The organism is Pseudohongiella acticola (assembly GCF_001758195.1).
GTDB classification, from domain to species: Bacteria; Pseudomonadota; Gammaproteobacteria; order Pseudomonadales; family Pseudohongiellaceae; genus Pseudohongiella; species Pseudohongiella acticola.
On sequence record NZ_MASR01000001.1, the window covers coordinates 1,833,537 to 1,857,742 of the forward strand.

General features: G+C 57.1%; 15 protein-coding genes. 9 read left to right on the forward strand and 6 right to left on the reverse strand.

From position 1 onward, the window contains the following. Positions 1 to 25: 25 nt before the first annotated feature. Positions 26 to 1,390, forward strand: coding sequence for a Xaa-Pro dipeptidase (gene pepQ / locus PHACT_RS07725; RefSeq protein ID WP_083264428.1), 1,365 nt, complete (start codon positions 26 to 28; stop codon positions 1,388 to 1,390). A 14-nt stretch (positions 1,391 to 1,404) separates the two neighbouring features. Here pepQ and waaA read toward each other — a convergent pair whose 3' ends face one another. Further along, positions 1,405 to 2,694, reverse strand: coding sequence for a lipid IV(A) 3-deoxy-D-manno-octulosonic acid transferase (gene waaA, locus PHACT_RS07730; RefSeq protein ID WP_070118231.1), 1,290 nt, complete (start codon positions 2,692 to 2,694; stop codon positions 1,405 to 1,407). A gap of 130 nt (positions 2,695 to 2,824) precedes the next feature. Here waaA and PHACT_RS07735 point away from each other — a divergent pair, with 130 nt between their 5' ends. After that, positions 2,825 to 4,057, forward strand: coding sequence for an NAD(P)/FAD-dependent oxidoreductase (locus PHACT_RS07735; protein ID WP_070118232.1), 1,233 nt, complete (start codon positions 2,825 to 2,827; stop codon positions 4,055 to 4,057). Continuing rightward, the gene (locus tag PHACT_RS07740; protein ID WP_070116650.1) at positions 4,057 to 4,863 is read left to right on the forward strand and encodes an aldo/keto reductase; all 807 of its coding nucleotides are present in this window, start codon (positions 4,057 to 4,059) and stop codon (positions 4,861 to 4,863) included. The genes PHACT_RS07735 and PHACT_RS07740 overlap by 1 nt, the downstream gene beginning before the upstream one ends. A 4-nt stretch (positions 4,864 to 4,867) precedes the next feature. Here PHACT_RS07740 and PHACT_RS07745 read toward each other — a convergent pair whose 3' ends face one another. Together PHACT_RS07745 and sppA are read right to left on the reverse strand one after the other, a co-directional pair. Continuing rightward, positions 4,868 to 6,793 carry a hypothetical protein gene (locus PHACT_RS07745; RefSeq protein WP_139141472.1) on the reverse strand — a complete coding sequence of 642 codons (1,926 nt, stop codon included), beginning with the start codon at positions 6,791 to 6,793 and terminating at the stop codon, positions 4,868 to 4,870. A 61-nt stretch (positions 6,794 to 6,854) separates the two neighbouring features. After that, positions 6,855 to 8,741 (reverse strand): signal peptide peptidase SppA, encoded by a 1,887-nt coding sequence (sppA, locus tag PHACT_RS07750; protein ID WP_070116652.1) that lies wholly within the window; start codon positions 8,739 to 8,741, stop codon positions 6,855 to 6,857. Between the two features lie 138 nt (positions 8,742 to 8,879). Between sppA and wrbA the strand changes: the two genes are divergently transcribed. Continuing rightward, complete coding sequence (gene wrbA / locus PHACT_RS07755; RefSeq protein WP_070116653.1) at positions 8,880 to 9,479, forward strand: NAD(P)H:quinone oxidoreductase; 600 nt, start codon at positions 8,880 to 8,882, stop codon at positions 9,477 to 9,479. Positions 9,480 to 9,506: 27 nt separating this feature from the next. Here wrbA and tal read toward each other — a convergent pair whose 3' ends face one another. Further along, on the reverse strand, positions 9,507 to 10,451 hold the full coding sequence (tal, locus tag PHACT_RS07760; RefSeq protein ID WP_070116654.1) for a transaldolase: 945 nt from the start codon (positions 10,449 to 10,451) through the stop codon (positions 9,507 to 9,509). A gap of 241 nt (positions 10,452 to 10,692) precedes the next feature. On the opposite strand from tal, the gene PHACT_RS07765 reads away from it, so the two are divergent. Further along, on the forward strand, positions 10,693 to 11,985 hold the full coding sequence (locus tag PHACT_RS07765; RefSeq protein WP_070116655.1) for an alpha/beta hydrolase family protein: 1,293 nt from the start codon (positions 10,693 to 10,695) through the stop codon (positions 11,983 to 11,985). 41 nt (positions 11,986 to 12,026) lie between these two features. Here the strand turns inward: PHACT_RS07765 and PHACT_RS07770 are convergent, their stop codons facing one another. After that, positions 12,027 to 12,935: a glycosyltransferase gene (locus tag PHACT_RS07770; protein WP_070116656.1), complete on the reverse strand. Its 909-nt coding sequence runs from the start codon at positions 12,933 to 12,935 to the stop codon at positions 12,027 to 12,029. Between the two features lie 162 nt (positions 12,936 to 13,097). Between PHACT_RS07770 and PHACT_RS07775 the strand changes: the two genes are divergently transcribed. Then, a complete protein-coding gene (locus PHACT_RS07775) occupies positions 13,098 to 13,865 on the forward strand; it encodes a 3-deoxy-D-manno-octulosonic acid kinase (protein ID WP_169819416.1) in 768 nt (255 codons plus the stop codon). A 6-nt stretch (positions 13,866 to 13,871) separates the two neighbouring features. Here PHACT_RS07775 and PHACT_RS07780 read toward each other — a convergent pair whose 3' ends face one another. Further along, on the reverse strand, positions 13,872 to 15,362 hold the full coding sequence (locus tag PHACT_RS07780; RefSeq protein ID WP_070116658.1) for a flavin-containing monooxygenase: 1,491 nt from the start codon (positions 15,360 to 15,362) through the stop codon (positions 13,872 to 13,874). A gap of 216 nt (positions 15,363 to 15,578) precedes the next feature. Between PHACT_RS07780 and PHACT_RS07785 the strand changes: the two genes are divergently transcribed. The 3 genes from PHACT_RS07785 (at position 15,579) to PHACT_RS07795 (ending at position 24,099) form a co-directional block, all read left to right on the forward strand. Then, positions 15,579 to 19,022: a 7TM diverse intracellular signaling domain-containing protein gene (locus PHACT_RS07785; RefSeq protein ID WP_083264432.1), complete on the forward strand. Its 3,444-nt coding sequence runs from the start codon at positions 15,579 to 15,581 to the stop codon at positions 19,020 to 19,022. Between the two features lie 192 nt (positions 19,023 to 19,214). Continuing rightward, a complete protein-coding gene (locus PHACT_RS07790) occupies positions 19,215 to 19,481 on the forward strand; it encodes a hypothetical protein (protein ID WP_070116660.1) in 267 nt (88 codons plus the stop codon). Between the two features lie 76 nt (positions 19,482 to 19,557). Then, complete coding sequence (locus PHACT_RS07795) at positions 19,558 to 24,099, forward strand: cadherin-like domain-containing protein (RefSeq protein ID WP_070116661.1); 4,542 nt, start codon at positions 19,558 to 19,560, stop codon at positions 24,097 to 24,099. The last annotated feature ends 107 nt before the right edge of the window (positions 24,100 to 24,206 follow it).

Consider the following 24,206-nt stretch of genomic DNA (forward strand, 5'->3'; position numbering starts at 1 on the left):
CAGAATTTCCTCAGCCAGGCGATGTGTGGATGGCTATTTTCGCGTATTATCCCACAGCATGGATACCCAGACGCTATTTCAGCAACATATCGACGCACTTCAGCAACGCTGGAGCGACGCCCTGCACAACACGCTGCCCGACTGTGACGCCATTCTTGTGCACAGCGGTGGCAGCCACAACTATTATGCCGATGATCACGCGCCGCCTTTCAAGGCCTGGGGACACTTTCTGCGCTGGCTGCCGCTGGACCGACCGGATCAGTTTGTGTTGTTCACGCCCGGCAACAAACCCCGCCTGCTGGCGTGGGTGCCGAGCGACTTCTGGCATGACCAGACGCTGAACACAGAAAGCTGGTGGGCGGACAGTATCGATATCACCGTGATGGAAAACCTGTCTGAACTGGCGGCACAACTACCCCGTGGTCAGACCCTGGCGTTCCTGGGCGAAAATGCGGGCTTAGCGGCCGAACTGGGCATCGCCGCCGACCGCATCAATCCGGCCGCGCTGCTGTCATGGCTGGACTTCGACCGCGCCGTAAAAACCGATTACGAAATCAGTCGCCTGCGCGAGGCCAATGTGCACGCGCTGCGCGGTCATGCGGCTGCGGAACAGGCTTTCCGCGCCGGCGGCGACGAATACGACATCCACCAGGCTTACCTGGCCGCTTGCCGTGTGCTTGATCAGGAACTGCCGTACTCCAACATTATTGCGCTCAACGAAAAAGCGGCGATTCTGCATTATCAGAATAAACGCCGCTATGCCGATCGCGCCAGCCAGCCAGAGAACCAGGTGCTGTTGATTGACGCCGGTTGCCGCGCCCACGGTTATTGTTCGGATATTACACGAACCTGGGCCGCTGCGGATGCGCACCCGGTATTCCACGACCTGCTGCTTGGCATGCAGACCCTGCAGGAAGAACTGGTGCAACGCGTCAAACCAGGGACTTCCTTCGTCAGTCTGCACCGGCAGGCGCATGTCGCCATCGCGCAGTTGCTGGTGGACAATGATATCTGCCACGGCAACGCCGAAACCCTGGTCGACAATGGCACCAGTACGGTCTTTTTCCCGCACGGTCTGGGGCATCTGCTTGGCCTGCAGGTTCATGATGTTGGCGGTCGGCTCGCCAGCCGCAAGGGTGACATCGCGGCACCACCTGAGGCATGGCCTGGACTGCGCAATACCCGTACGCTGGATGCCGGCGCTGTGGTGACGATTGAGCCAGGCCTGTATTTTATTCCGGCGTTGCTGGAGAAAGCACGTGGATCGTCACTGGGCAAGTCAATCAATTGGACGTTGGCGGAAGAACTGATGCCGTTTGGCGGCATTCGTATTGAAGACAATGTGCTGGCCACCAGCGACGGTGCCGTCAACCTGACCCGCGGCGCCTGATTCTCAGGAGCCGCTCATGCCATCGGCAGGTACTGTACCGTCAGATCATAAATGCGATCCAGGGCCCCTTTATTCGCGGCCACGCTGCGCTTGCCGTGCTCTCCCATGGCGCGACGAGCCGTGTCATCGCGCAACAGCCTGACCAACTCGCGGGCAAGTTCGTTTTCATCTGCCACCGTGCGCAGCGCGCCCTCATCAGTCAGCTGTTCGCAGATGGTCTGAAAATTGAACTGGGATGGTCCGACCAGCACGGGCAACCCCAGAGCAGCCGGTTCAAGCACGTTCTGGCAACCCGTGTTGACCAGGCTGCCACCGACGAAGGCCAATTGTGCCAGCCCATAATAAACCAGCATTTCGCCCATGCTGTCACCGAGGAAGATATCGGTGAGCACATCAACAGCTTCCTCGCTGCTACGTCTGACCACACGCAAGGATTGTTTATGGCACAGCCGCTCCACCGGTACGAATCTTTCCGGGTGACGTGGCACCAGAATCAGAAGCGCATCAGGAATCTCACGCTTGACAAGCTTGAAGGCTGCCAACACCTTCTCTTCCTCGCCGTCTCGGGTACTGGCGGCAATCCAGACTGGCCTGTCGCCTTCTATTCGCTGTTTCATGACGGCGGTCTGAGTCACCAGATTGTCTGGCAGACTGACATCGAACTTCATGCTACCGGTAATATGCAATGCCTGCCCTGACACGCCGAGTCGCTGAAAGCGATCGGCATCTTTCTGTGCCTGCGCGGCAATGCAGTCGATTTTCTGCAACATGGGTTTACCCAGTGCGGAGAATTTCTGATAACCACGATAGGATTTTTCCGACAGGCGCGCATTGGCCACCATGATGCGGGCGCCGCTTTTCTTGCTGTAGTGCACCAGGTTGGGCCAGAGTTCAGTTTCCACCAGCACCACCAGCGCCGGCCTGAAGGTTTTCAGGAAACGCTTTACCGCACCGGCATAATCATAAGGTGCGTAAACATGACAGACATCGTTGCCAAACAGTTCTTCGATTCGCTCCGAACCTGTCGGCGTCATGGTGGTGACCACAATGCCCCATTCCGGACGCTGCCGACGCAGACGGGTCACCAGCGGCGAGATTGCTACCGACTCGCCAACAGAGGCGGCGTGCACCCATATCCAGCGCGTTTCAGTGCGCTCAGCGCGTGCAACATCAACAAACCCCAGTCGTTCGCCCCAGCGTTTGGCATACGCCGGTGCTGGCAATACCAGCGCACGCCACAGCAGGCGCAGCACAATAATGGGCAACAGCAAATAAAATGCGAAATTGTAGATTGTTCTGTTCACGCGGATTCCCTTCAATGCCATGCGCAGTCATGCGCCAGCGTGCTACCATTGACGCCGTAAAACGAAGATGATTGCAGGAATTGACATCCAGCGCAAATCCCCAACCCAAGGGGCAGACATTCAGGTGAGTATGAGCACTGAACTCAAGGTACAGGTCGCCATCATCGGTGGCGGCGTCGCCGGCTTATGGTTGCTCAACCGGCTCAACCAGGCCGGTTATGACACCATTCTGCTGGAGAAAAACGCGCTGGGCGGCGGACAGACACTGGCCTCTCAGGGCATCATCCACGGCGGCCTGAAATATGCGCTGGATGGTAATCTCAGCCCCGCCAGCAGCGCCATTGCCGCCATGCCGGATCGATGGCGCGCGTGTCTGCAGGGAGACGGTGAGCTGGATCTGCAGGGCTGCAAGGTGTTGTCGTCACATTATTACATGTGGTCCAGCGGCAGCTTCCGTTCCCGCCTGAAGGCGTTTCTGGGCAGCAAGGCCTTGCGCGGGCGCATTGATGCACTGAAGCCAGTGCAGTATCCGGATTTTTTCCAGAACACGGGCCAACACAAGGTAGAGGGCACGGTGTATCAATTGACCGATTTTGTGGTTGATACCCCTTCATTGCTGGAGACACTGGCAGCGCCGTGGCGCGACCGCCTGTTCCAGTGCCGGGACCTGCAACTGACCCACAACGACAGTGGTACCGAACTGACACTGGACACCGGCGACGCCTATGTCACCCTGCAGGCAACGCGAGTCATTCTTTGTGCTGGCGAGGGTAACGAGGCGTTGTTAAATGGCTGGGAACATCCGCACACCGTCAACCCACCTGCCATGCAGCGCCGCCCATTGCACATGGTCACTGTTAAAGTGCCACACCCGGCGCCACCCTACCTGCACTGCATTGGCGACAGCTTTGGCATGACACCCCGCCTGACACTGACCGCACACCCCTGCAAGGAAAGCAGCGACGCACAATGGATCTGGTACCTGGGCGGTGAGCTGGCCGAATCCGGCATGAAGCGCGACGAACAGTCACAACAGGCGTTTGCCCGTCAGGAACTGCAAACCCTGTTCCCGTGGATTGATTTCAGCCAGGCAGTGTGGAGCAGTTTCTTAATCAATCGGGCAGAACCGCAAGTCAGCGACCAGCAGCGCCCAGACAATGCTTATGTCGAAGCCTGTGGGCCACTGCTGATCTGCTGGCCCACCAAACTGACGTTGTGCCCAAACCTGGGAGACTCGGTAATCGACATGCTGGATGCACAGTCCCTGATTGGCCATGACGATTCCCGGAACACGCTTCAAACACTCAGTGAATTGTTGCCCACTCCCGACGTGGCGCCATCACCCTGGGAGGCGCTGCGCTGATGTCGACACTGCCGTACCGCACGCTGGGCTGCACCGGCATCGACGTATCGTGCCTGGGACTGGGCACCGTTAAAATCGGGCGCAGCGAAGGCGTCAAGTATCCCGATAAATTTGTCATTCCCGATGACGCCGCGGTTCGCGCCTTACTGCAGCAGGCACATGAACTTGGCATCAATCTGATTGACACTGCACCGGCCTATGGCAACAGTGAAGAACGCCTGGGCAAGCTCATGCAGCGACGCCAGGACTGGGTCATCTGCAGTAAAACCGGGGAAGAGTTTGTTGATGGAAGATCGGTTTTTGATTTCAGCGCAAAACACACGCGCCACAGCATTGAACGCAGCCTGAAACGCCTGGGCACCGACTATCTGGATCTGGTACTGGTGCATTCCGACGGCAACGACAGACAGATCATTGAACAAAGCGACTGCTTTGAAACATTGTCACGCTGTCGGGAACAGGGCCTTATTCGGGCATTCGGACTGTCAGGAAAGACAGTTGCAGGTGGCCTGCTGGCTGCGCCACTGTGTGATGCCGTGATGGTCAGTTACAACCCCGATCATACCGCCGAAACCGAAGTCATTGATCAGGCCAGCACACTGAACAAAGGTGTCCTGATCAAAAAGGCTTTCGCCAGCGGGCACGCACTGGCCGGGTCGCATCAGGGCGCCGACGCCGTTGACACCAATATGCGGTTTATCTTCGGTCGACCCGGTGTCACCGCTATTATCGCCGGCACCATCAATCCAGCCCACCTGCAACACAATGTGGCGACCGCTTCGCGAGTGCTGGCGGACCTGTCGTAGAGTGTCAGGGCGACGGCGGCCGCTGCGGAAATGCATCACGATTGATGTTAAAGCGCCGCTGCTGAATCATTTCCAGATCGGCAAACACCTGCCGCGCCATGCTGGCATAGGCATCCTTTAGTGCTGTTTTCATCGCCGCCTCGTCGCTGGCAAGCACAGCCATCATGTCCGCGCGCATCTGTTCACGATTCAGCGATTCGTCGACTTCGTTGATCAACAGATCAGTACCGATCCAGGTAGCTGCCGCCAACGCCGGTGCACACAGAATGACCAGTGGACCGCACAAGGCACCGGCGCCTCCCGCTGCAGCACTGCTCGCCACCCTGCCGCTGAGCCGGGCAAAGCCACCGGAAATCACCCGTTTGGTCGCGCTGCGACTGATCACCCGAGAACCCATTCGCATGCTGGCCCGCGCGGCCAGAATTCCTGCCCCGGAGCCCGCCCCCACCATGGATTTACTCAGGTGTTCCTCAAGTGCCAACGTCGGTGGTGGCAGCGTAATGCAGTCAGCACTCGCCAGCAATTGCGCCATCAGTGAGTCCTGTGCCTGAGCGACCTGTTGTATCCGGTCATTAAAGTTTTGTGTCAGTGACTCATCTACATCTGCAATACCTTCTGCAACGACGCTGCCGACAAAGCTGTCGATCTGGCCACCTATGTAATCGGTGAATGTGGTTTCGGTCACGGCAGAACGCCCCATAAAGGCCAACTGGGTATATTGGCCTCTCAAGCTGAAATTCCAGTCCAGAAACTTCTCAACGCCTGCTGCCGCTGGCGCAAACGCCTGTTCAACACGCCTGTCGATTTCGCTATTGACCTGAGTAAGCATGGCCTGTTGTTGCGCGGTTAAAGCCTGTTGGGCGCGGTTCGCCAACGCCTGCCGCTGCTGTTGCTGCTGCCCTGCGCTGACATTGACACACGGATTCAATGGACCGGTGGTTATCGGTGCATTGGCGGCGGAATCGGGCATGGCGTTCGGGGCAAAATAGGACCCGATGTTGAGTTGCGTCATCGCCAGGTAGAACAGTAACAGCACAATCATTGTAATACTGAAATAACGACTGAAGGGCGAGGCGCCTAATGCCGTAGAATCCAGCGCGACCGAACCGGCCATTTGCCTGCCGGCAACCAGCGTGGTTAAACCCAGCAGTATCACCCAGATTGCGCCCAGTTTCACTGCGTTCACCAGCAAAAAGACCAACCACACGCCCAGCTTCACAGGAGTCAATAATGCATTGTTATCCGAAGCAATCTGCATCAGGTGCCACATGCCATCATTTATCGCTGCATTCACACCCAGCAGCACACCAACGGGCGCCAGAGCTGCCTGCCCGACCTGCTGTTGATAGCCAGACTGCAGCACCGAGATCAGATCAAGGTGTCGAGTGTCGGGCACGTCGGCGACATAGAATTGCAGCCCGGCCAGAATCAGAGCACTCACCGTCAGTGTGCATCGATGGCTGAACCTGAGTAGCACGGGCAAACGATACTGTGGTGCCAGTTCGCTGGCAAAGAGCCGGAAACAAAGCCGGTAGAAAATCAGAAACAGGGGCAGACTGCCAACAATGACCCACCACTCCAGGTCTGTCAGTTCGCTGCTCATGATTAACGCGATGATGGCACTGACCAGTGCAAGGCATACCCATAACGCGCGCAGCAGCAGACTGTCCCAGAACATGCGCCGTAGTCGGCCGCCCTCACTGGTAACATGGCTGAGAAAGGCGTGGCGGCGCATCAGATTGATCTGCGACAGATACTGGAACGCCAGCCATGAGAACACCAGCACCACGACCAGCAGACCCGACACATTCATCGCCGCCAACGGGTAATGACGGATCACGCCCAATATCAATAATGCACCGGCCAGGGTGTAAAGGCCGGTTCTCATGACCCAGCTTTGTGTACTCTTTATACTTCGCGTTCCTGACATACCGCCTCCAGCGACGGCTACCTGAAGAATCCTGCGTCAGTCAGCGCCGTGCCAGCAGATGCTAAGGCGTCAATGCGCAGATATCGCATACCATCAAGGTACGAAGGCGTTGCGCAGGATAGTTGCCCGGCAGCACCAGATCCATCATGGCCTGCCAGCGGCGCACTTCATGTGCCGGCAAACCGGCCAGCACCCTCGACATGTCCAGAGACTGGCCCGCAACAACAGCCGGGACATTGCCAATCAGGGCGCCAGCCCACTGACTCAACACCTGCGCGCCACCCATGCTGTCCATCATCTGTATCAGCATCTGCTCGCCAAAACTTAATGGCCGTTCCATATAAACGTTCTGCCAGGTTTGCAGACCGGCCAGATCAGCGGCCGAGGCAATAGCCTGTTCAAGATCACCCAGTTCGTCTACCAGGCCCAGCTCCAGCGCCTGCGCACCGGTCCACACCCGTCCTTGCGCCAGTGCATCGACCTCGGCCAGTGGGATATCGCGACCATCGGAGACCAGCTGAATGAAGCGCTGGTAAGCGTCGTCAATCGTGCTTTGATAGATAGTGCTGACCACGTCATCCATACCGGTTAATGGATCACCCACACGAGAAAGTTCCGTAGTGCTGACACCGTCGACACCAATGCCCAGGCTGTCCAGGGCTTCTTCGAATGTCGGGATCATGCCAATCACGCCAATGGAGCCTGTGATTGTTGTCGAGGACGCCAGTATCCGGTCTGCTGTTGCCGCAATCCAATATCCACCCGAGGCTGCGGTGCTGCCCATGGATACCACCACCGGGCGACCGGACTGCTGAAACTGGGTCAGGGCGACCCGGATTTCTTCCGACGCCAGCGCGGCACCGCCGGGTGAATCAATGCGCAGCACCAGCGCTTTGACGGCACCGTCCTGCTGCGCCATCCGCACCAGTTCGGATACGGTGTCAGCACCGATCACACCCTGGGGCTGATCACCGGGCACAATCGTGCCTTGTGCCACAATCACCGCGACCTGGTCATTCATTGGCGGCATCAGCCGGTCAGTGGCATTGAGGTAGTCTTCAAAATGGATTTGCCGGAAGCTGCCATTGTCAGTACCCACGCTGGCAGCTACCTGTCGCCGGAAACTGTCGACACCGGCAATATTGTCAACCAGACCCTGTTCAAAGGCGACCCGGGACATATCACCGCCGGCGGCTGTCAGGAGCTCGGGGAACCGGTTGGCGTATTCCTGCAACTCGCCCGGACTGCGCTCGCGGTTGGGCGCGACGCGTGTCAGAAAACCGGACCACAGTTCACCGAGCAGATTCTGTGCATCGGCGCGTGCTTCATCAGACATATCCATGCGTGTAAAAGGCTCGGCGGCAGACTTGAACTCACCCACCCGAAACACGTGAACATTGATGTTGAGCTTGTCCAGTAGGTCGCGAACGAACAATTGATTGCCACCGTAACCGGTGATCATGACGCTGCCCATCGGGTGCAGGGTAATGGTGTCAGCATACGAAGCCAGCGCGTATTGGCCCTGCGAAAAGTAATCGCCATAGGCATAGATCAGTTTGCCGCTGGCTTTGAAGTCCGCCAGTGCGTCGCCCAGAATCTCGATATGCGCCGGGCTGACGCCGAGCAGATTCTCCAGATCCATGACCAGTGCCGTGATGCGCTCATCGGTTCTGGCCCGTGTCAGGGAATCCACCAGATCCTGTAGCACAGAGTTTTGCGGCAACGCAGGGCCCACCAGCAGATCGGCCGGATTGACCCGGCTGCGCTGCTCGGTAATGGTGCCCGATGGTGCCCACACCAGTGCCGATTGCTCCGGCACTGTCAGCGGCTCCGGACCGGAAAAGATAAGAAATAAAACAACGCCGACAATCAGCAGAAAAATCAGACGGCCCAGCACCACGCGCACAGCATCAATCATTCGTCCCAGAAATGACAAAAGTTTTTTCATACCTGCTTTATCTCCCAGTATCCGTGGTGTTGCATCCATTCATCGGAATTGTCGATACGTATGCGCCATTAATTGCGCCATTCATCGGATGTTTTTCCATTAATCTATGTTCATTCATTCTAGCAGGAGGAATCATCCATGACTCGAGTACTAGTGCTATACCATTCCATGTACGGCCATATTGAAACCATGGCAAAGGCGGTTGCTGAAGGCGCTGCCCGCGTCGAAGGCGCCGAGGTTACCATCAAACGTGTGCCGGAAACCATGCCAGCAGAGGCCTTCAAGGCCGCCGGTGGCAAGACCGAACAGGCCGCAGACATCGCCAGCCCGGCCGAGTTGGCCGAATATGATGCCATTATCTTTGGCGTGCCAACCCGCTTTGGCAATATGTCCGGCCAGATGCGCAACTTTCTCGACCAGACTGGCGGTCTTTGGGCCAAGGGCGCGCTCGCGGGCAAAGTCGCCAGCGTATTTGCATCCACCGGTACCGGCGGTGGTCAGGAAATGACCATCACCTCAACCTGGACCACGCTGGCGCATCACGGCATGGTTATTGTGCCGCTGGGCTATACCGCACCGGAGCTGTTTGACATTTCGCAGGTCAGTGGCGGTACGCCTTACGGCGCAACCACGATCGCCGGAGGTGACGGTTCACGTCAGCCGGACCCGCGCGAACTGGCCATCGCTCGTCATCAGGGCGAACACGCTACCCGCATTGCCGCGAAATTGTCGGTGTAAGCTTTCTGCGGTGGTTGCTGCAAGCGCTCAGCGCACGTCCAGCACCCGCCGCAACGCCAGATAGTCAGCGTGGAATTTACGGATGCCTTCGGCCAGCTTCTCGGTGGCCATGGCATCTTCGTTCATCTGCCAGCGGAAATTGGCTTCCGGCAGGCTCAAGCGTGTTTCCTCGCTCACCTGCGTCGGGTCCAGTGCCCGTGGCAATTCACCGGTGTCGGCAGCGAGCTGCTCCAGCAGCGCGGGTGAGATGGTCAAACGGTCACACCCGGCCAGAGCTTCAATTTCACCGGTATTACGAAAACTCGCTCCCATCACGATAGTGCCGTAACCATGCGTTTTGTAATAACGATAAATACGCTGCACCGATAACACACCGGGATCATCGGCAGCCGTGTAGTCGTTGCCAGTGCTGGCCTTGTACCAGTCCAGAATGCGACCGACAAAGGGTGAAATCAGGTAAGCACCGGCCTCGGCACAGGCAATGGCCTGATTAAAGCTGAACAACAAGGTCAGATTACACTTGATGCCCTCCTTTTCCAGCCGGCGCGCGGCCTGAATGCCTTCCCAGGTGGAGGCAATCTTGATCAGTATCCGCGATGTGTCGACACCGGCCTGGGTATACAGCTCCAGCAGGCGATTGGCCTTGCGGATAGTGCCTTCAGTGTCAAACGACAGGCCGGCATCAACTTCCGTGGACACGTAACCAGGCACCGTCGCGGCAATACGCTGGCCAAAGTTCACCGCCAGCTTGTCGATGGCGGCATCGGTGCGTGACTCGGTGGAGCTGCCCATGCGTTGCCCGAACGCAATGGCGTCCTCGACCAGTTCGGCATACTGCGCCTGTTTCGCAGCGTTCAGCAGCAGTGACGGATTGGTGGTTGCATCCTGCGGCGTGAAGCGTCTGATTGCCTCGAAATCGCCCGTATCGGCCACCACCGTGGTCATTTGCTTAAGGGCGTCCAGTTTGTTCATAACGATATCCTGTTGAATCCGGTAAATTTTCCATTCAATTAAGCCAATCTGTGAATATCCTGCATATCAGCCCCCAGCGTCAATGTAATAAATCTGCAAGAACCGGAAGCAATGCTGTTGGCGTCGGCGACCGCGTTAACGACGAGTCCCTGTATTGGCTCAGTAATGCTGACAGACAGCGACAGCTGAGGTATTGTTTCGATCATGTTAACGCTGGTATAACTTACCTTTGGTATCCCTTATGAGAACCTTGATTGTCGCCCTGCTTATGACCCTTATCAGTTCTGCCCTGCATGCACAGACCAACCGAATCGACCTGATCCGTCCTGATGCCCCCGAACTGGCACACTTCGGCGAATTCGATATTGGCGTAAGAACCGTCGATGTTACCGACGGTGAGCGCGCCGATGTGCTCAATATGCAACGCGATGAAGAGACACCACTATACGATCGCACACTGACACTGGAGATCTGGTACCCGGCACAATTGAGCGCGGACCAGACACCCGGTACACAGTATCAGGCGCGCACGCGTAATGTGGACCTGACGGCCACCCTGCATGGTCGCGCTGTCCGTGATGCCGATCCGCTACGCGGCGAGTCCCGCTACCCCCTGATCATCATTTCCCACGGCTACCCGGGCAATCGTTACCTGCTCAGCCACCTGGGCGAAAATCTGGCCAGCAAAGGGTATGTGGTGGCGTCCATCGATCATCGCGACAGCACCTATGAAGACCAGCAGAACATCAATAGCACGCTCTATAACCGTGCCATGGATCAGCGCTTTGTGCTATCAGCCATCGCTGACTTCGGTGCTGACGATGACCACTTTCTGGGCGGCGTGGTTGACGCTGACAACACCGGCCTGATTGGTTACTCCATGGGCGGTTATGGCGCCGTTAACAACCTGGGCGCCGGTTACAGCGATGGCGGCGTGGGTTTTATTGCGGCCCCGCCCAATCGCCTGCTGGATGAACTGGCTGCCTCGAATCCGGATTTCAGCGCCAGCCTCGATCCGCGCATCAAGGCCGGTGTGCCAATCGCGCCCTGGGGCATGAATACCGGTTTCTGGGATGCTGAGGGTCTCGCCGGTATTCAGGTACCGACGCTGTTTGTCGCCGGTGATGCCGACACCACGTCCGGCTATGAAAATGGCATCAAGGCGATCTATGACGGCGCCGTCAACAGTGATCGCTACATGCTGGTGTTCAAGAACGCCGGTCACAGCGCGGCGGCACCGATTCCGTTGCCGGTCGAGTTTCTGGATCGCGAAGACACCAGCGGCGCCGGCCATTACACGGATGCGGTGTGGGACACGCTGCGCATGAACAATATCCTGCAGCATTTTGTCACCGCGTTTCTGGATCTGCACTTGAAAGGTGATACTGATAAGGCCGCTTACCTGGACGTCGTCGAAGATGGCGCCGACGGTGTTTATGCCATGAACCCGAACGGGCAGGCTCGCGGCGACCATACTTACTGGCGTGGTTTTGGCCAGGGCTCGGCGGTAGGTTTGAAGCTGTACCGCAACTGATCGTTGTTGTCAGACCACAGGCCCGGCAACAACGCCGGGCCTCAGCCTTTCAGTTTTGCTACCAGGCGCCGAAGCCCACTGCGCACGCCCGTGTTCAGCCGACCACCAGTATAGCGTCCCTTGGCCATATGCCGTATCCGGTACACGCCGGGCACCTCGATGGGTTCGCCCTGGGTCCGCAACAACCAGCGAAACGCACGATCTTCGTAAGCCTTGCACCAGGTCTCTGACGGTTGCTGATAGTAGGACAGGCTCTCGCAATAGCCCACCGCACGGGCGACATCGCCCTGAGTAATCTGGAGCGGGCCGGTAGCACGGTCACGCGGAAAGTGTGAAAACAGCCCGGGGTCAACATCCAGTACCTGCAAAGGTGTCATCACTGGCGACAGCAGTGGCGAGTCCGGCGGCAACAATCCGGTGCATTGTTCGGCGGACGGAAACACCAGCGCATCACGCCGCCCCTGCAGCGCCTGAGCCAGGCCATCAAGGCAATCCTCGCGGAACAACAGGTCGCAATCGGTAAACCAGACCCAGTCGGCAACACTGTTTTTGGCGGCCTGGTTGCGGCCAATGGCCCGGCGGAATAACGCCTGGCGTGGCAGCTTCTGCCAATTCCAGCGCACCCCCGGTACATCCACGCCAGCGAAATATTTTAGCAGCGCCACGGTCTTCTCATCCTCGTCTCCGTAATAGACGGTCATCGTGACATCCATCTGTCTGGGCGGGAACAACACCAGTGAACTGAGCTGGTAAACCAGCATGTGAGCATAATTCCAGCAATGGCTGACGATTTCGATATGCAAGCGGCCTGCACGGGCCTCACGCTGTTCAGGGCCGGGCAGGTCTGGCAAAAACCAGCTGGCCGGCGCCAGGCCACTGGCGGCCAGGCGCAACAGCCGACCCTGCATGGCATCGCTCCAACGTGGCTCTGGCACTTTGAATTCATTCATGTTGTCTGGCTTTTTGTTTGGCTAGAGGCAAAAAAGAACTATCTTAGCGGAAAAATGCGGGTTAATCTCTCTGCTGCACCCACTCAAATAAAACAGACATAACAATAATTAAGACATTTGGTTGTCACTTTGCTGACAAACTCAACCTGTTAAAGTGAAATGATGCGATATACCCAATATAAAAGCCGTAACCAATACGTGCTCTTCAATCAGAATGTGCTGAACGCTTTCTGCGACTCCATTTTCACGATCAAACCCGAGCGCCTGACACCTGTCTGCAGCGATGAACAGGGGCGCGGAACCGTTGTGTTTTTTGAACATGAAGAACGTGAGCTGGTGCTCAAACGCTATCACCGGGGCGGCTTGATTGGCCGGTTTGTCAGTTCTACCTATTTTTTCCGCAGCCTGAAGAAGGCCCGTATGTGGCAGGAATTCGAACTGCTGGCGCAAATGCGGGACATGGGGCTGCCCGTGCCGCGGCCGGTTGCCGCGCGCTGCACCAAAACCTCACCTTGTACCTATCAGGGCGAAGTCATCGTCGAACGAATCTGCAACGCTCAGACATTGGCGGAGCTGCTATGCAACGAAGCCCTGGCCGAGAAAACCTGGGAAGCACTGGGTCTGGTGATTCGTCGCTTCCATCAGCATCAGGTCGATCATGCTGACCTGAATGCCTGCAACATCCTGATCAATGCCACCGGTCAGATCTATCTGATCGACTTTGACAAGAGCCATATCCGTGCGCGCCACGACCATGGCTGGTGCCAGAGTAATCTGAGCCGCCTGCGCCGCTCACTGCAAAAGTGGAAAAACCGGCAACCGACTTTCCATTTTGAAGCGAAGCACTGGCGAGCGCTGGAACGCGGTTACCAGGGAGCTCAGGTATCGCCCGTCCGGTCTACGCACGCCGTGCCGGTCGCCAGCCGCTAGCATTTCCTAGCGAAAACTCAACACACCGTCTTCAAGCGCACCGTGCCTCAGCAGTTTGCGATCGCGTTTGTAGTACTGGGTATTCACCCACGGCTCACGATCTCCCTGTTTGGGAAAGCGATGCATCATGCGTTGCATATAACCAGCAGAAAAATCATCAATGAAAGGTCGCGGCGTCATGGCTTTATCGGTTTCCCGCAACCGGGGCCGGCAACTGTGGGTGCCGGTCTCATCCAGATGATTGACCAGACGGCAGAAGAACTCGGCAGTCAGGTCGGCGCGTAGCGTCCATGACGCATTGATATAACCAAAGGTGAACACCAAGTTGGGCACACCAGAATACATCAGGCCTTTGTAGGACCAGGTGTCAGCAAAATCCAGCGGTTTTCCATCCAGACTGAAGCTGACTCCGCCCAGCACTTTCAGATTGAGCCCGGTCGCGGTGACGATGATATCGGCCGGCAGCGTCTGGCCACTTTTTAGTTGAATACCTTGCTCGGTAAAACGCTCGATATGATCAGTGACCATCTCCGTCTGGCCGGTCCTGATGGACTTGAACAGGTCCGCGTTGGGCACCAGGCACAGACGCTGATCCCAGGGGTTGTAGCTGGGTGTGAAGTGCGTGGCAACATCGTAGTCCGGCCCCAGCTCTTTACTCACCATGTGCAGCAGCTTCGCCTTCAGTTGTTCTGGCCGGGTGCGTGAGCGCCGGTAGATAAACTGCTGCAGCAACACATTCTTCCAGCGCGTGATGGCGTAGGCCCAGGTCTCCGGCAGCACACTGCGCATGGCATTGGCAAGCGTGTCTTTGTCCGGACGCGATACCACGTAAGTCGGCGAGCGCTGCAGTACCGTGACCTGCGCCGCCTGTTCTGCCATCGCCGGCGCCAGTGTCATGGCGGTGGCACCCGACCCGATAATGACCACACGTTTATTGCGGTAATCCAGATCCTGTGGCCAGTGCTGGGGGTGCACCACCGGCCCGGTGAAGTCTTCGCGGCCAGCAAAATCCGGCGTATATCCCTGCTCATAACTGTAGTAGCCGGAGCACATCAACAGCATGCGGCAGCGCAGCGTAGTCGTCTGGTTCTCGCCCACGTCAATGCTCAGCGTCCACAGCGCGTCCGTTTCTGACCAGTCTGCTTTTAGCAGTTTGTGCTGATAGCGAATATGCGGATTGATGCCACGCTCGTCGGCGGTCTCCTTTACGTAGTTCAGGATTGCCGGACCATCGGCGATAGCCTTGGCCGCGCGCCAGGGTTTGAAACGGTAGCCCAGGGTATGCATGTCGCTGTCGGAACGAATGCCTGGATAACGGAACAGATCCCAGGTACCGCCCATGTCGGCACGGGCTTCCAGAATCAGGTAGGACTTGCCGGGGCAATTCTCCTGCAGATGCGCGGCGGCGCCGATACCTGACAGGCCGGCGCCTATGATGATCACGTCCAGTGTTTCGCGACCGGCTGCGGAAGCTGTTTGATCGGTTGCTGTCGCCACTTCGTTTACCTCTGTTTTTTTGACGAGCCGGAAGTATACCTAATAAAACCCGACAGAAGCTCCGTAGGGTGAGTTGAGTCGCCATTTTTCACCTCGACACCCCAGGCGTACACGTTTATTCTTGCCAGTCCTTTTTGGTAATGTCAGCAGCGGGGAAGTAGTGTTCCGGTTTTTCCTGATTTCGGCGATCAATGTCGAAACCCAAGAGTCGTCATCATGAGTTGCGGGAGACTCGTGCAAAAAATTGGTGCCGCGCTGGCCGTATTGCTGCTGAGCACCCTGTGCCTGGCTCAGGAACGGGATGCGCTACTGCAACTCACCCCTTCGACAGATCACTATCAACTGACGCCCTACCTGCACGTACTTGAAGACGTGCAGGGGCGCTGGGGCCTGCAACAGGCCATCGCTGAATTTGAGGCAACACCAACGCCTGCGTTAATGCGGGGCATCGACAATTTTGGTCTCAGTGACTCCGTGTACTGGATAAAAGCCGATGTTCAGCTTCAGGGTGAATCCGACGGCTGGTTGTTGGAGATGTCCTACCCGGCACTTGATCGCATCGACCTGTTCTATCGGGACGGCTCTGGCGAGTTGATTCAAAAAACCGGCGGCGACACCCTGCCATTCAGCTCCCGCGACCTGCAATATCCTACGGTTGTGTTCAGCCTGGATCTTAGCTCCGATCGCGTATCGTCGCTGTATTTCAGAGTCGCCAGCCAGGGCTCGGTGCAGTTCCCGATGAGCATCTGGCAGGGTGATGCTTTCCGCAATAGTCAGGTCAGGAACCTGCTGGGGCTGGGCCTCTATTACGGCATCATGTTCGCCATGGTCTTCTACAATCTGTTCATTCTGTTGTCGATACGCGACCGCAGCTATCTTTACTACATTCTTTACGTGCTGGGCATCATTGGTTATCAGATGGCCAACGACGGTCTCGCGCATCAGTTCCTGTGGCCTGAATTCCCGCAATTCGGCACCTACAGCCTGACCTCTTCCGCCTGCCTGGCGCTGGTATTTGGCCTGTTGTTCTGCACATCCTTTTTGCAGGTTAAGCAGCACAGTCCGCTGTTACACAAAGGCCTGCTGGGGCTGGCCGTGTTGACGGCGCTGGCCGGAGTTGCGCCCGTCCTGCTGGACTCCTACACACTTGCTGCCATCGCCACACCGGCGCTGGGGATTTTTGTCGCGCTGGTGATTATGCTGACCGGCTCCTGGATCATGTTAAAAGGCTTCCGGGCAGCGCGGTTTTTCATGCTGGCCTGGGTCGTGTTCCTCATTGCCACGATCGAAGTGTCAATGCAGCGTTACGGTTTGCTGGGCAGCAACTTCCTTACCGAAAACGGGATGTATATCGGCACTGCAATGGAAATGTTGCTGTTGTCGCTGGCACTGGCGGACCGCATCAACACGCTGACCAGAGACCGCGAGCTGGCCGTGACGCGCCTGCTGGAGAACAATGCGCTGACCATCCAGACGCTGGAGCGGGCTGATTCGATGAAAAACGAATTCATCGCCAATGTCTCTCACGAGCTGCGCACACCGCTGACCGGCATGGTGGGACTGCTCGATATCGTGATCCCGAAAGTGGAAGGTCGAATCGAGACGAAAGACATGGAGAATCTGGCGATGATACGCAGCAGTGGCTGGCGCCTGACCTCCCTGGTCAATGACATTGTTGATATTTCTGCCATCAACCGGGATTACCTGCGGCTCGAACGTAAACCGGTTGATATCAACACCATTGTCAACCTGGTGCTGGCAATGTGCCAGCCTCTGGTCGGCAACAAGGATCTGACGCTGAAATCGGAGGTGCCCGCTGATCTGCCGCTGGCGTTTGCAGACGAGGACCGGATTCAGCAGATCATTTTTAACCTGGTCTCCAATGCTGTGAAATTCACTTTTTCCGGAAGCATCACAGTCAGCGCCGAAGTCCAGGGATCAACGCTTCTGGTCAGCGTCCGGGACACCGGCATGGGCATCGCGAAGGAACGTCAGGAAGCCATATTCGAGGCGTTCGAGCACGAAGACAGCACCATTCAGCGTGAGTTCGGTGGTAGCGGACTGGGCCTGTCCATCGCCAATAAACTGTTGCATCTGCACGGCAGTCATTTCGACGTGGACAGTGCACCCGGCGCGGGCGCCTGTTTCCGCTTCGGCCTGCCCCTGGCGGGGGAGGCTGATTTGGCGACCGAGCAGAGCAGCGACACATCCCGACTGCTGACGTTGACACCCAGACCGGTGCTATTGCCATTGGCAGCGCCAGAATCACACACGTCGGAAAGTCCGGCAGTGAGCACTGGCAAGTCAATCCTGATTGTCGACGATGAGGCCATCAACCTGCATGTGCTGCAGGAATATCTCAAGGACCACTACCGGCTTCTGCTGGCTCAGGACGGCTTTGAAGCGCTGGCCATTCTCGAGCAAGAACAACCCGAGCTGGTGTTGCTGGACCTGATGATGCCACGCATGAGCGGTTATGAACTTTGCCGGAAGATTCGGGAAATACACTCACCAGGTGATTTGCCCGTTCTTATTCTGACCGCGAAGAATCAGGTCGAGGACATGGTCGCCAGTCTCCGGGCAGGGGCCAACGACTACCTGTCCAAGCCTTTCCTGAAAGACGAATTGCTGGCGCGTATCGACAAACAGCTTCAGTTGCACGACCTGATCCTGATGCGGGATGAGAACATCCGCCTGCAGGAACAGATCAGGCGATACCGCGACGCCGAGCTCAGGCTGCATGCGTCCAGACAGCGTCTGGCGTCAATGCTGGATGTTGGCAGCGATGCCTTGCTGGCTGTTGATGAAGGCGGAGATATTGTCTTTATGAATCGCCTGGCAGCTACTTTGCTGGGCGGCAACAATGCTGAACTGACTGGCAGGCCGGTTGAAATACTGGCCGGCAATCAGGATCAGCATCCATTCAATTTTCCATTTCAGCAGACCTATATTTCTGAGGACACGGAGGCACCGCGTTACTTCAGTTGTGAGTTACTTTGCTGCGCAGAGGAGACCGGTGCCAGCGAATCAGTAAAGACGCTGCAGGCCTGCATTCTGCCGCTAGACCTGGAGCAGGAATTTTACGTGATCGTACTTGAGCAGTTGACTGCCAGACCCGAACTGGCACCTGTGCCAGTAGCGTCAGGGGAACCGCCGCAAATGCCCAGACTGATCGAAGAAGTCACGCGTAATACCCAACGTGTACAACTGTTGAGCGAATTGTTATTACATATTTCCACCGACACCCTACAACAGCAAAGTCAGTTGCTGGACAAACTCGCGGCGCTGGATGTGTGGATGGAAGACCTTGCTCGCGTTGTGAACTTGAACGTTGACCAGGGCGAACTGGAATTCCGGCAGGCACTGGTGACATTAATGCAACAATGCGTAGACGTCTGGCAACGGACCACCCAGCGCAGCGTGCTCGACCTGGCCGAACAAAGTCGCATCTGGCGTGTCAGCATCGATAACGGTCGATTGCGGGCCCGTTCCATGGAGCGCTATCTCAACCTGAGCAAACTGCCGCGCAACCCTCGTTGGCGCGAAGTCAGCCGCACGGCCTATTACCTGCTGGGTAATCTGGCGTTGCGCCAGGACGACAAAGAGTCACTCGAGACCTCTCTGCAACGCATGCAGGACCTATTACGCAACCAGCGTTAGATTTCCCAAGCCTCTAAAAAATAAATAAAAATCCTGTATTTTTCCCGATTTCTCCCCGCCCTGCCTAACTTGTCCTTCGGTTTTACCGCACCCCGGCTGCTTCCTGTGTGAAGCTTAGCTCCCGTCATTCAGGCCAGCCGTGTGCCGTAGGTTAATCCCTGCCAGCCGGCCCCAAGTGCACTGGACACGTTTATGTTGATGAGAAAAATGGAACTGCCACAACGCTACAACGAACGCACCTTATCCGAGATGCGGGATGTCTTCCCACAATGCGCTGAGCGAGAGCTGCAACGCTGGGCACGGGCGCGAATTTATTTCCTGCTGGGCCGACAACCGGGCGACTGCCTCAACGAGCTGAGAGACATCGCCTGCTGGATACGGGATGAGCACAGCCACTGGTTGCTGCATGACTGGTTCTGGGATGAGTACGTCAGGATCAATTGCCGCGCCGATGCATGACCGGAGTATCAGCGTCAGTGACATCCGGATCACACAATACAGATAAACGATTGTTATAACAGAAGAGATTTTTATTATGGGAAAAGCATTAATACAGTCAGTCATCGGGCGCGCGGTCAGTATTCTTTTGGCGATAGCTGCCCCGGCTGCTCTGTATGCGGCGGACCCCATCGAGCAAAACGTGTCTCATGAAACAGCACCGTTTTGGCAAGGGTCCCTCTTTCTTGGACAATCGTTTACTGCGAATGCCACCGGTGATCTGGTAACGGTATCAATTCGCTCCAATGAGGCACAAACCGGTACGCTGACAGTTCTCGAAGGAGAGGGCATGTCCGGAACGGTCCTGCACACTCAGAATATAACCTACGTGGAATCATCCAGCGGATCGCTCGACACTATTACATTGAATACCCCTGTGGCGGTAACCCAAGATGCCGTCTATACACTCAAATTCAAGGGCCATTTCAACGGCCATGCTTTGCATATTGCCAGAGGCAATAGGTATAGCGGTGGGGTACTCTATATCGGATCTGATATATTTAGCACTATCGACATGACCTTCGCGGTACAAATCGCCGACAATCCTAAAGTCTCCAGCGCAACCTACGATCGTCAAACCGGGCAATTGGCCGTAACCGGCGTTAACTTTGTCGCCAACGGCGCCGGTGACGACGTCGATACAACCAAGCTCACAATCACCGGACAGGGTGGCAGCACTCATACGTTAAGCAATATTGCGGGAGTGGAAATCACCAATGCCACTTCATTTACGGTGACACTGAGCGGCGCCGACAAAGTAGCCGCCGACACACTGCTGAGCAGGAGCGGGACGAGCGCCACGGACAGTACGAATTACAACCTGGCGTTTGCCGATGATTTCATCACGGCCGTTACCGACGAAGATACCTCCGATGCCAGCAACACCATCACGGTCGCTAACCCTGTCGTCACACTGAGCACCGGATCGGCTACGGTCGCCGAAAATTCTGGCACATCGAGCATTACCGCCACGCTGAACCTCCCCAGCGCCAGCCCGGTGACAGTCAACCTGGCGTACAGCGGCACGGCCACCAGCGGCACCGACTATGGCGCTCCGTCCACGTCCATTACCGTGCCGGCCGGTCAGACCTCCGCCAACGCCGCCACTGGCATCACCGCCACGGGGGATAGCGTGTACGAAGGTGATGAGACCATTATTGTCGATATCAGTGCCGTTAGCGGCGCAACGGAGGATGGCACACAGCAGCAGACGATAACGCTTACTGATGCGCAAACCCAGCCAGTTGTCACGCTTGGCACTGGCGCCTCAAGCATCAGCGAGAATGGGGGTTCTACCACGCTCACGGCGACGCTGAGTCATGCCAGTGTGAATAATGTCATTGTCAACCTGGCGTACAGTGGCACGGCCACCAGCGGCACTGATTACGCGACACCCTCGTCGTCGATCACTGTGTCTGCCGGCCAGACTGTCGCCAACGCCGCCACCAACATCGCCACCATTAACGATACCGGTTATGAAGGGGATGAAACCATCATTGTTGATATCAGCTCGGTCAGTGGTGGCAGTGAGAGCGGTAGCCAGAGACAAACCATCACCATCACCGACGACGACAACGCGCCGCCGGTTTTTAATTCTTTCAGCGGATCGCTGGGCAGCGGGCTGGAAGACCAGGCAATCACTGTCAGTTTTGCCGCGCTGACCGCAGCCGGGGACGAGAGCGACCAGAATGGCAGCGTGCTGGCTTTTATTGTCAAGACGGTCGCCTCCGGCAGCCTACAGATCGGCGGTAACCCCTGGTCAGCGATCGGCAACAGCGTCATCCATAGTGCCGCCGATGCCATCTGGACGCCTGCTCAAAATGCTAACGGCACACTGAATGGTTTTACCGTGGTGGCGGTCGACAATCAGGAGGCACAAAGCAGCACGCCGGTGATGGCGCAGTTTGCCGTCACGTCGGTCAATGACAGCCCCGTCGTGACAACAAACACTACGCTGACGGTCAACGAAGGCGCGACCGCCACCATCACCAATGCAGCGCTGAACGCCACCGATGCGGACGACAACAGCGCCGACCTGAGCTATTCCGTCACCACCGCATCAACTAACGGACGCCTGGAGCTGAGCACGGATGCAGGCGTTACCATCAACAACTTCACTCAGGCTGACATCGACGCCAACCGGTTGCGCTATGTCCATGATGGTGGCGAGACCACTGCCGACAGCTTTGCCTTCTCGCTCGCTGACGGTGGTGAAGATGGCGCCCAGGCCGCGACCGGCGTCTTTACTGTCACCGTCAATGCGGTCAACGACGACCCTGCCCTCAGTGGCCTGCCCACGTCCATAACCGTGACCGAAGACCTGGCTGGCAATGTTGATTTGTCCGCTGCCACGTTTACCGATGTCGATGCCGGTGCCAACAGCATCAGTCTGTCTCTCACGGTAGCGGCCGGGAGCCTGAGCGCCAGCAATGCGGGCGGGGTAACGGTGTCCGGTTCCGGCACCACAAGCCTGACGCTGAACGGGTCTGCTGCCAATATTGATAGCTTTCTGAACTCGGTCAGCAGCATTCAATATACCGGGGCTGCCAATGCCAACGGTAACAATGCCACGACCCTGAGTGTCACCGCCAATGATGCCGGCAATGCCGGTGCCGGTGGCGGCACTAATGTGGCCCTGGGCAGCGTTGCCATCCATATTACCGCCGTCAACGACGGACCCAGTGTGGCGGCTAACACCGCGCTGCCGGTCAACGAGGGCGCGACAGCCACCATCACCAACGCAGCCCTGAACATCACGGATGTGGACGACAACAGCGCAGGACTGACCTTCTCCGTCACCTCCGTACCGGCAAACGGGCGCCTGGAACTGAGCACGAATGCGGGCGTGACCATCAACAGCTTCAGCCAGGCTGACATCGATGCCAATCGGCTGCGTTATGTTCATGATGGTAGCGAAACAGTCAGCGACAGCTTTGGCTTCTCCGTTGCTGATGGCGGTGAGGATGGAACTCAGGCGGCGACTGGCAATTTCTCGCTCACTGTCAACCCGGTGAATGACACACCCGCCATCAGCGGCGACCCGGTTCTGATGGTGGTTGTCGATACACGCTACAGTTTTACGCCGTCGGCAACCGATGCGGAGCGGGATACGTTGAGCTTCAGCATCGCCAACAAACCTTCATGGGCGACCTTTGATGGCAACACTGGCACATTACACGGCATGCCGAAAAGCGGCGATGCAGAGACCATCCGGAACATCACAATCAGCGTCAGTGATGGCACTGCAACTGTGTCCCTGCCAGCTTTCGATTTGCTAGTGATAGAACTGGAGGATGATGAATCAGGCACGACCGTTAATGAGGTGGTCTCCGGCAACCGCGTGTTTACCAACCCCAATGTCACACCTTCAGGTGTGATCGACGGTGGCTTTCTGGCCGGGCAGGTGACTAACAACGGACTGATTCGCGATGTGACGCTGGTATCAGGCACCCGGATCGAAGGCGGGGCACTCAGCGGCACCATTATCGGTGGCGGCAGCACCCCGGCGCTTATCAGCAATGCCAATATTACGCCGGGCACCAAACTGGAAAATGTCGTGATCAGCGCCAACACCACGTTGGGGGCTGACGTCCAACTGGGAAGCAATGTCCGCTTTGAGTCGCTGGACAATATTCCATCGGGCGTGGAACTGACCGGCGCCATGGCCACACTCGACTGGAACAACGGTGACCTGCGTGTAGTGGTAGATCTGCAGAGTAGCATTCTCACCTCCGCGAACGGGAACCCGGACACAAGTCTGATTCACTCCATCCAGCTACCGGATGGCTACGCGCCAGATAGCTATTCGGTCGACCAGAATGCTGACAATGGCGAAATTGAGGTAGCCGCCAACAATATGCGCAGCACGCTGTTACCGGTGCGGGTAAGCATGGCGGACCCGGATGCAGAGGAAGGCACGTTTATTAACGACGACGGGGATATCGAATTCGTCACCGGCAGCCGCCGTGTGGTAGTCAGTTACCCGGTGCTGCAGGACAAGTCCGCTTTCACCGCGTTCCTCGCATCCTTTGGCCTGGATTCCAGCTACGACACACGTGCCAACCTGGTGGCCAGGCCCAGGGCGCCGGCAGAAACCGCACAACAACGTGGTAATGGTCAGGTTTCCGCGCTGAGTGCCAATTTCTATTACATGGCGCGTCCCGACGTGATGGCAGTGGCTGCCGAACCCGGCAAAGCACCAGGCACCTATTTCGAAGCCGTACCGGGACTGGCGGGCGCCACGCTGATCACCCTGGTCTTTGCAGATGACAACGGAAAGCTCATGCAACAGAATGTTGTGCCGGTCCCGGCGGACTGGATGCTGTTGAAAGAAGGCCTGACAGCAATGCCCGATACCAGTGCCATTCGCATCGACCCACTGGGTATCATCTCGGTCAGTTTTCCCGGACAGACGGTGCGGGGCCACAGCGGCTTCGACGTCGTCCGCGACGCCCAGCACCTGGCCCAGCCTGACCAGGTTGTGTTCCAGTCGGCCGGTGACCTCAATCAGGATGGCAACGACGATTACTGGGTGATTTATCCCACCGGCGACCGACAGGCCCTGCTGATCTTTCCGTGAGTCCCATTTTGACGAAACCGGCCCAAGCGCTCATTGCAGCCAATTGGCACTTGCAGATGTGGGCCGACAGGCATAATCTGCGGCATGTAACAAAAAACAAAAAAATG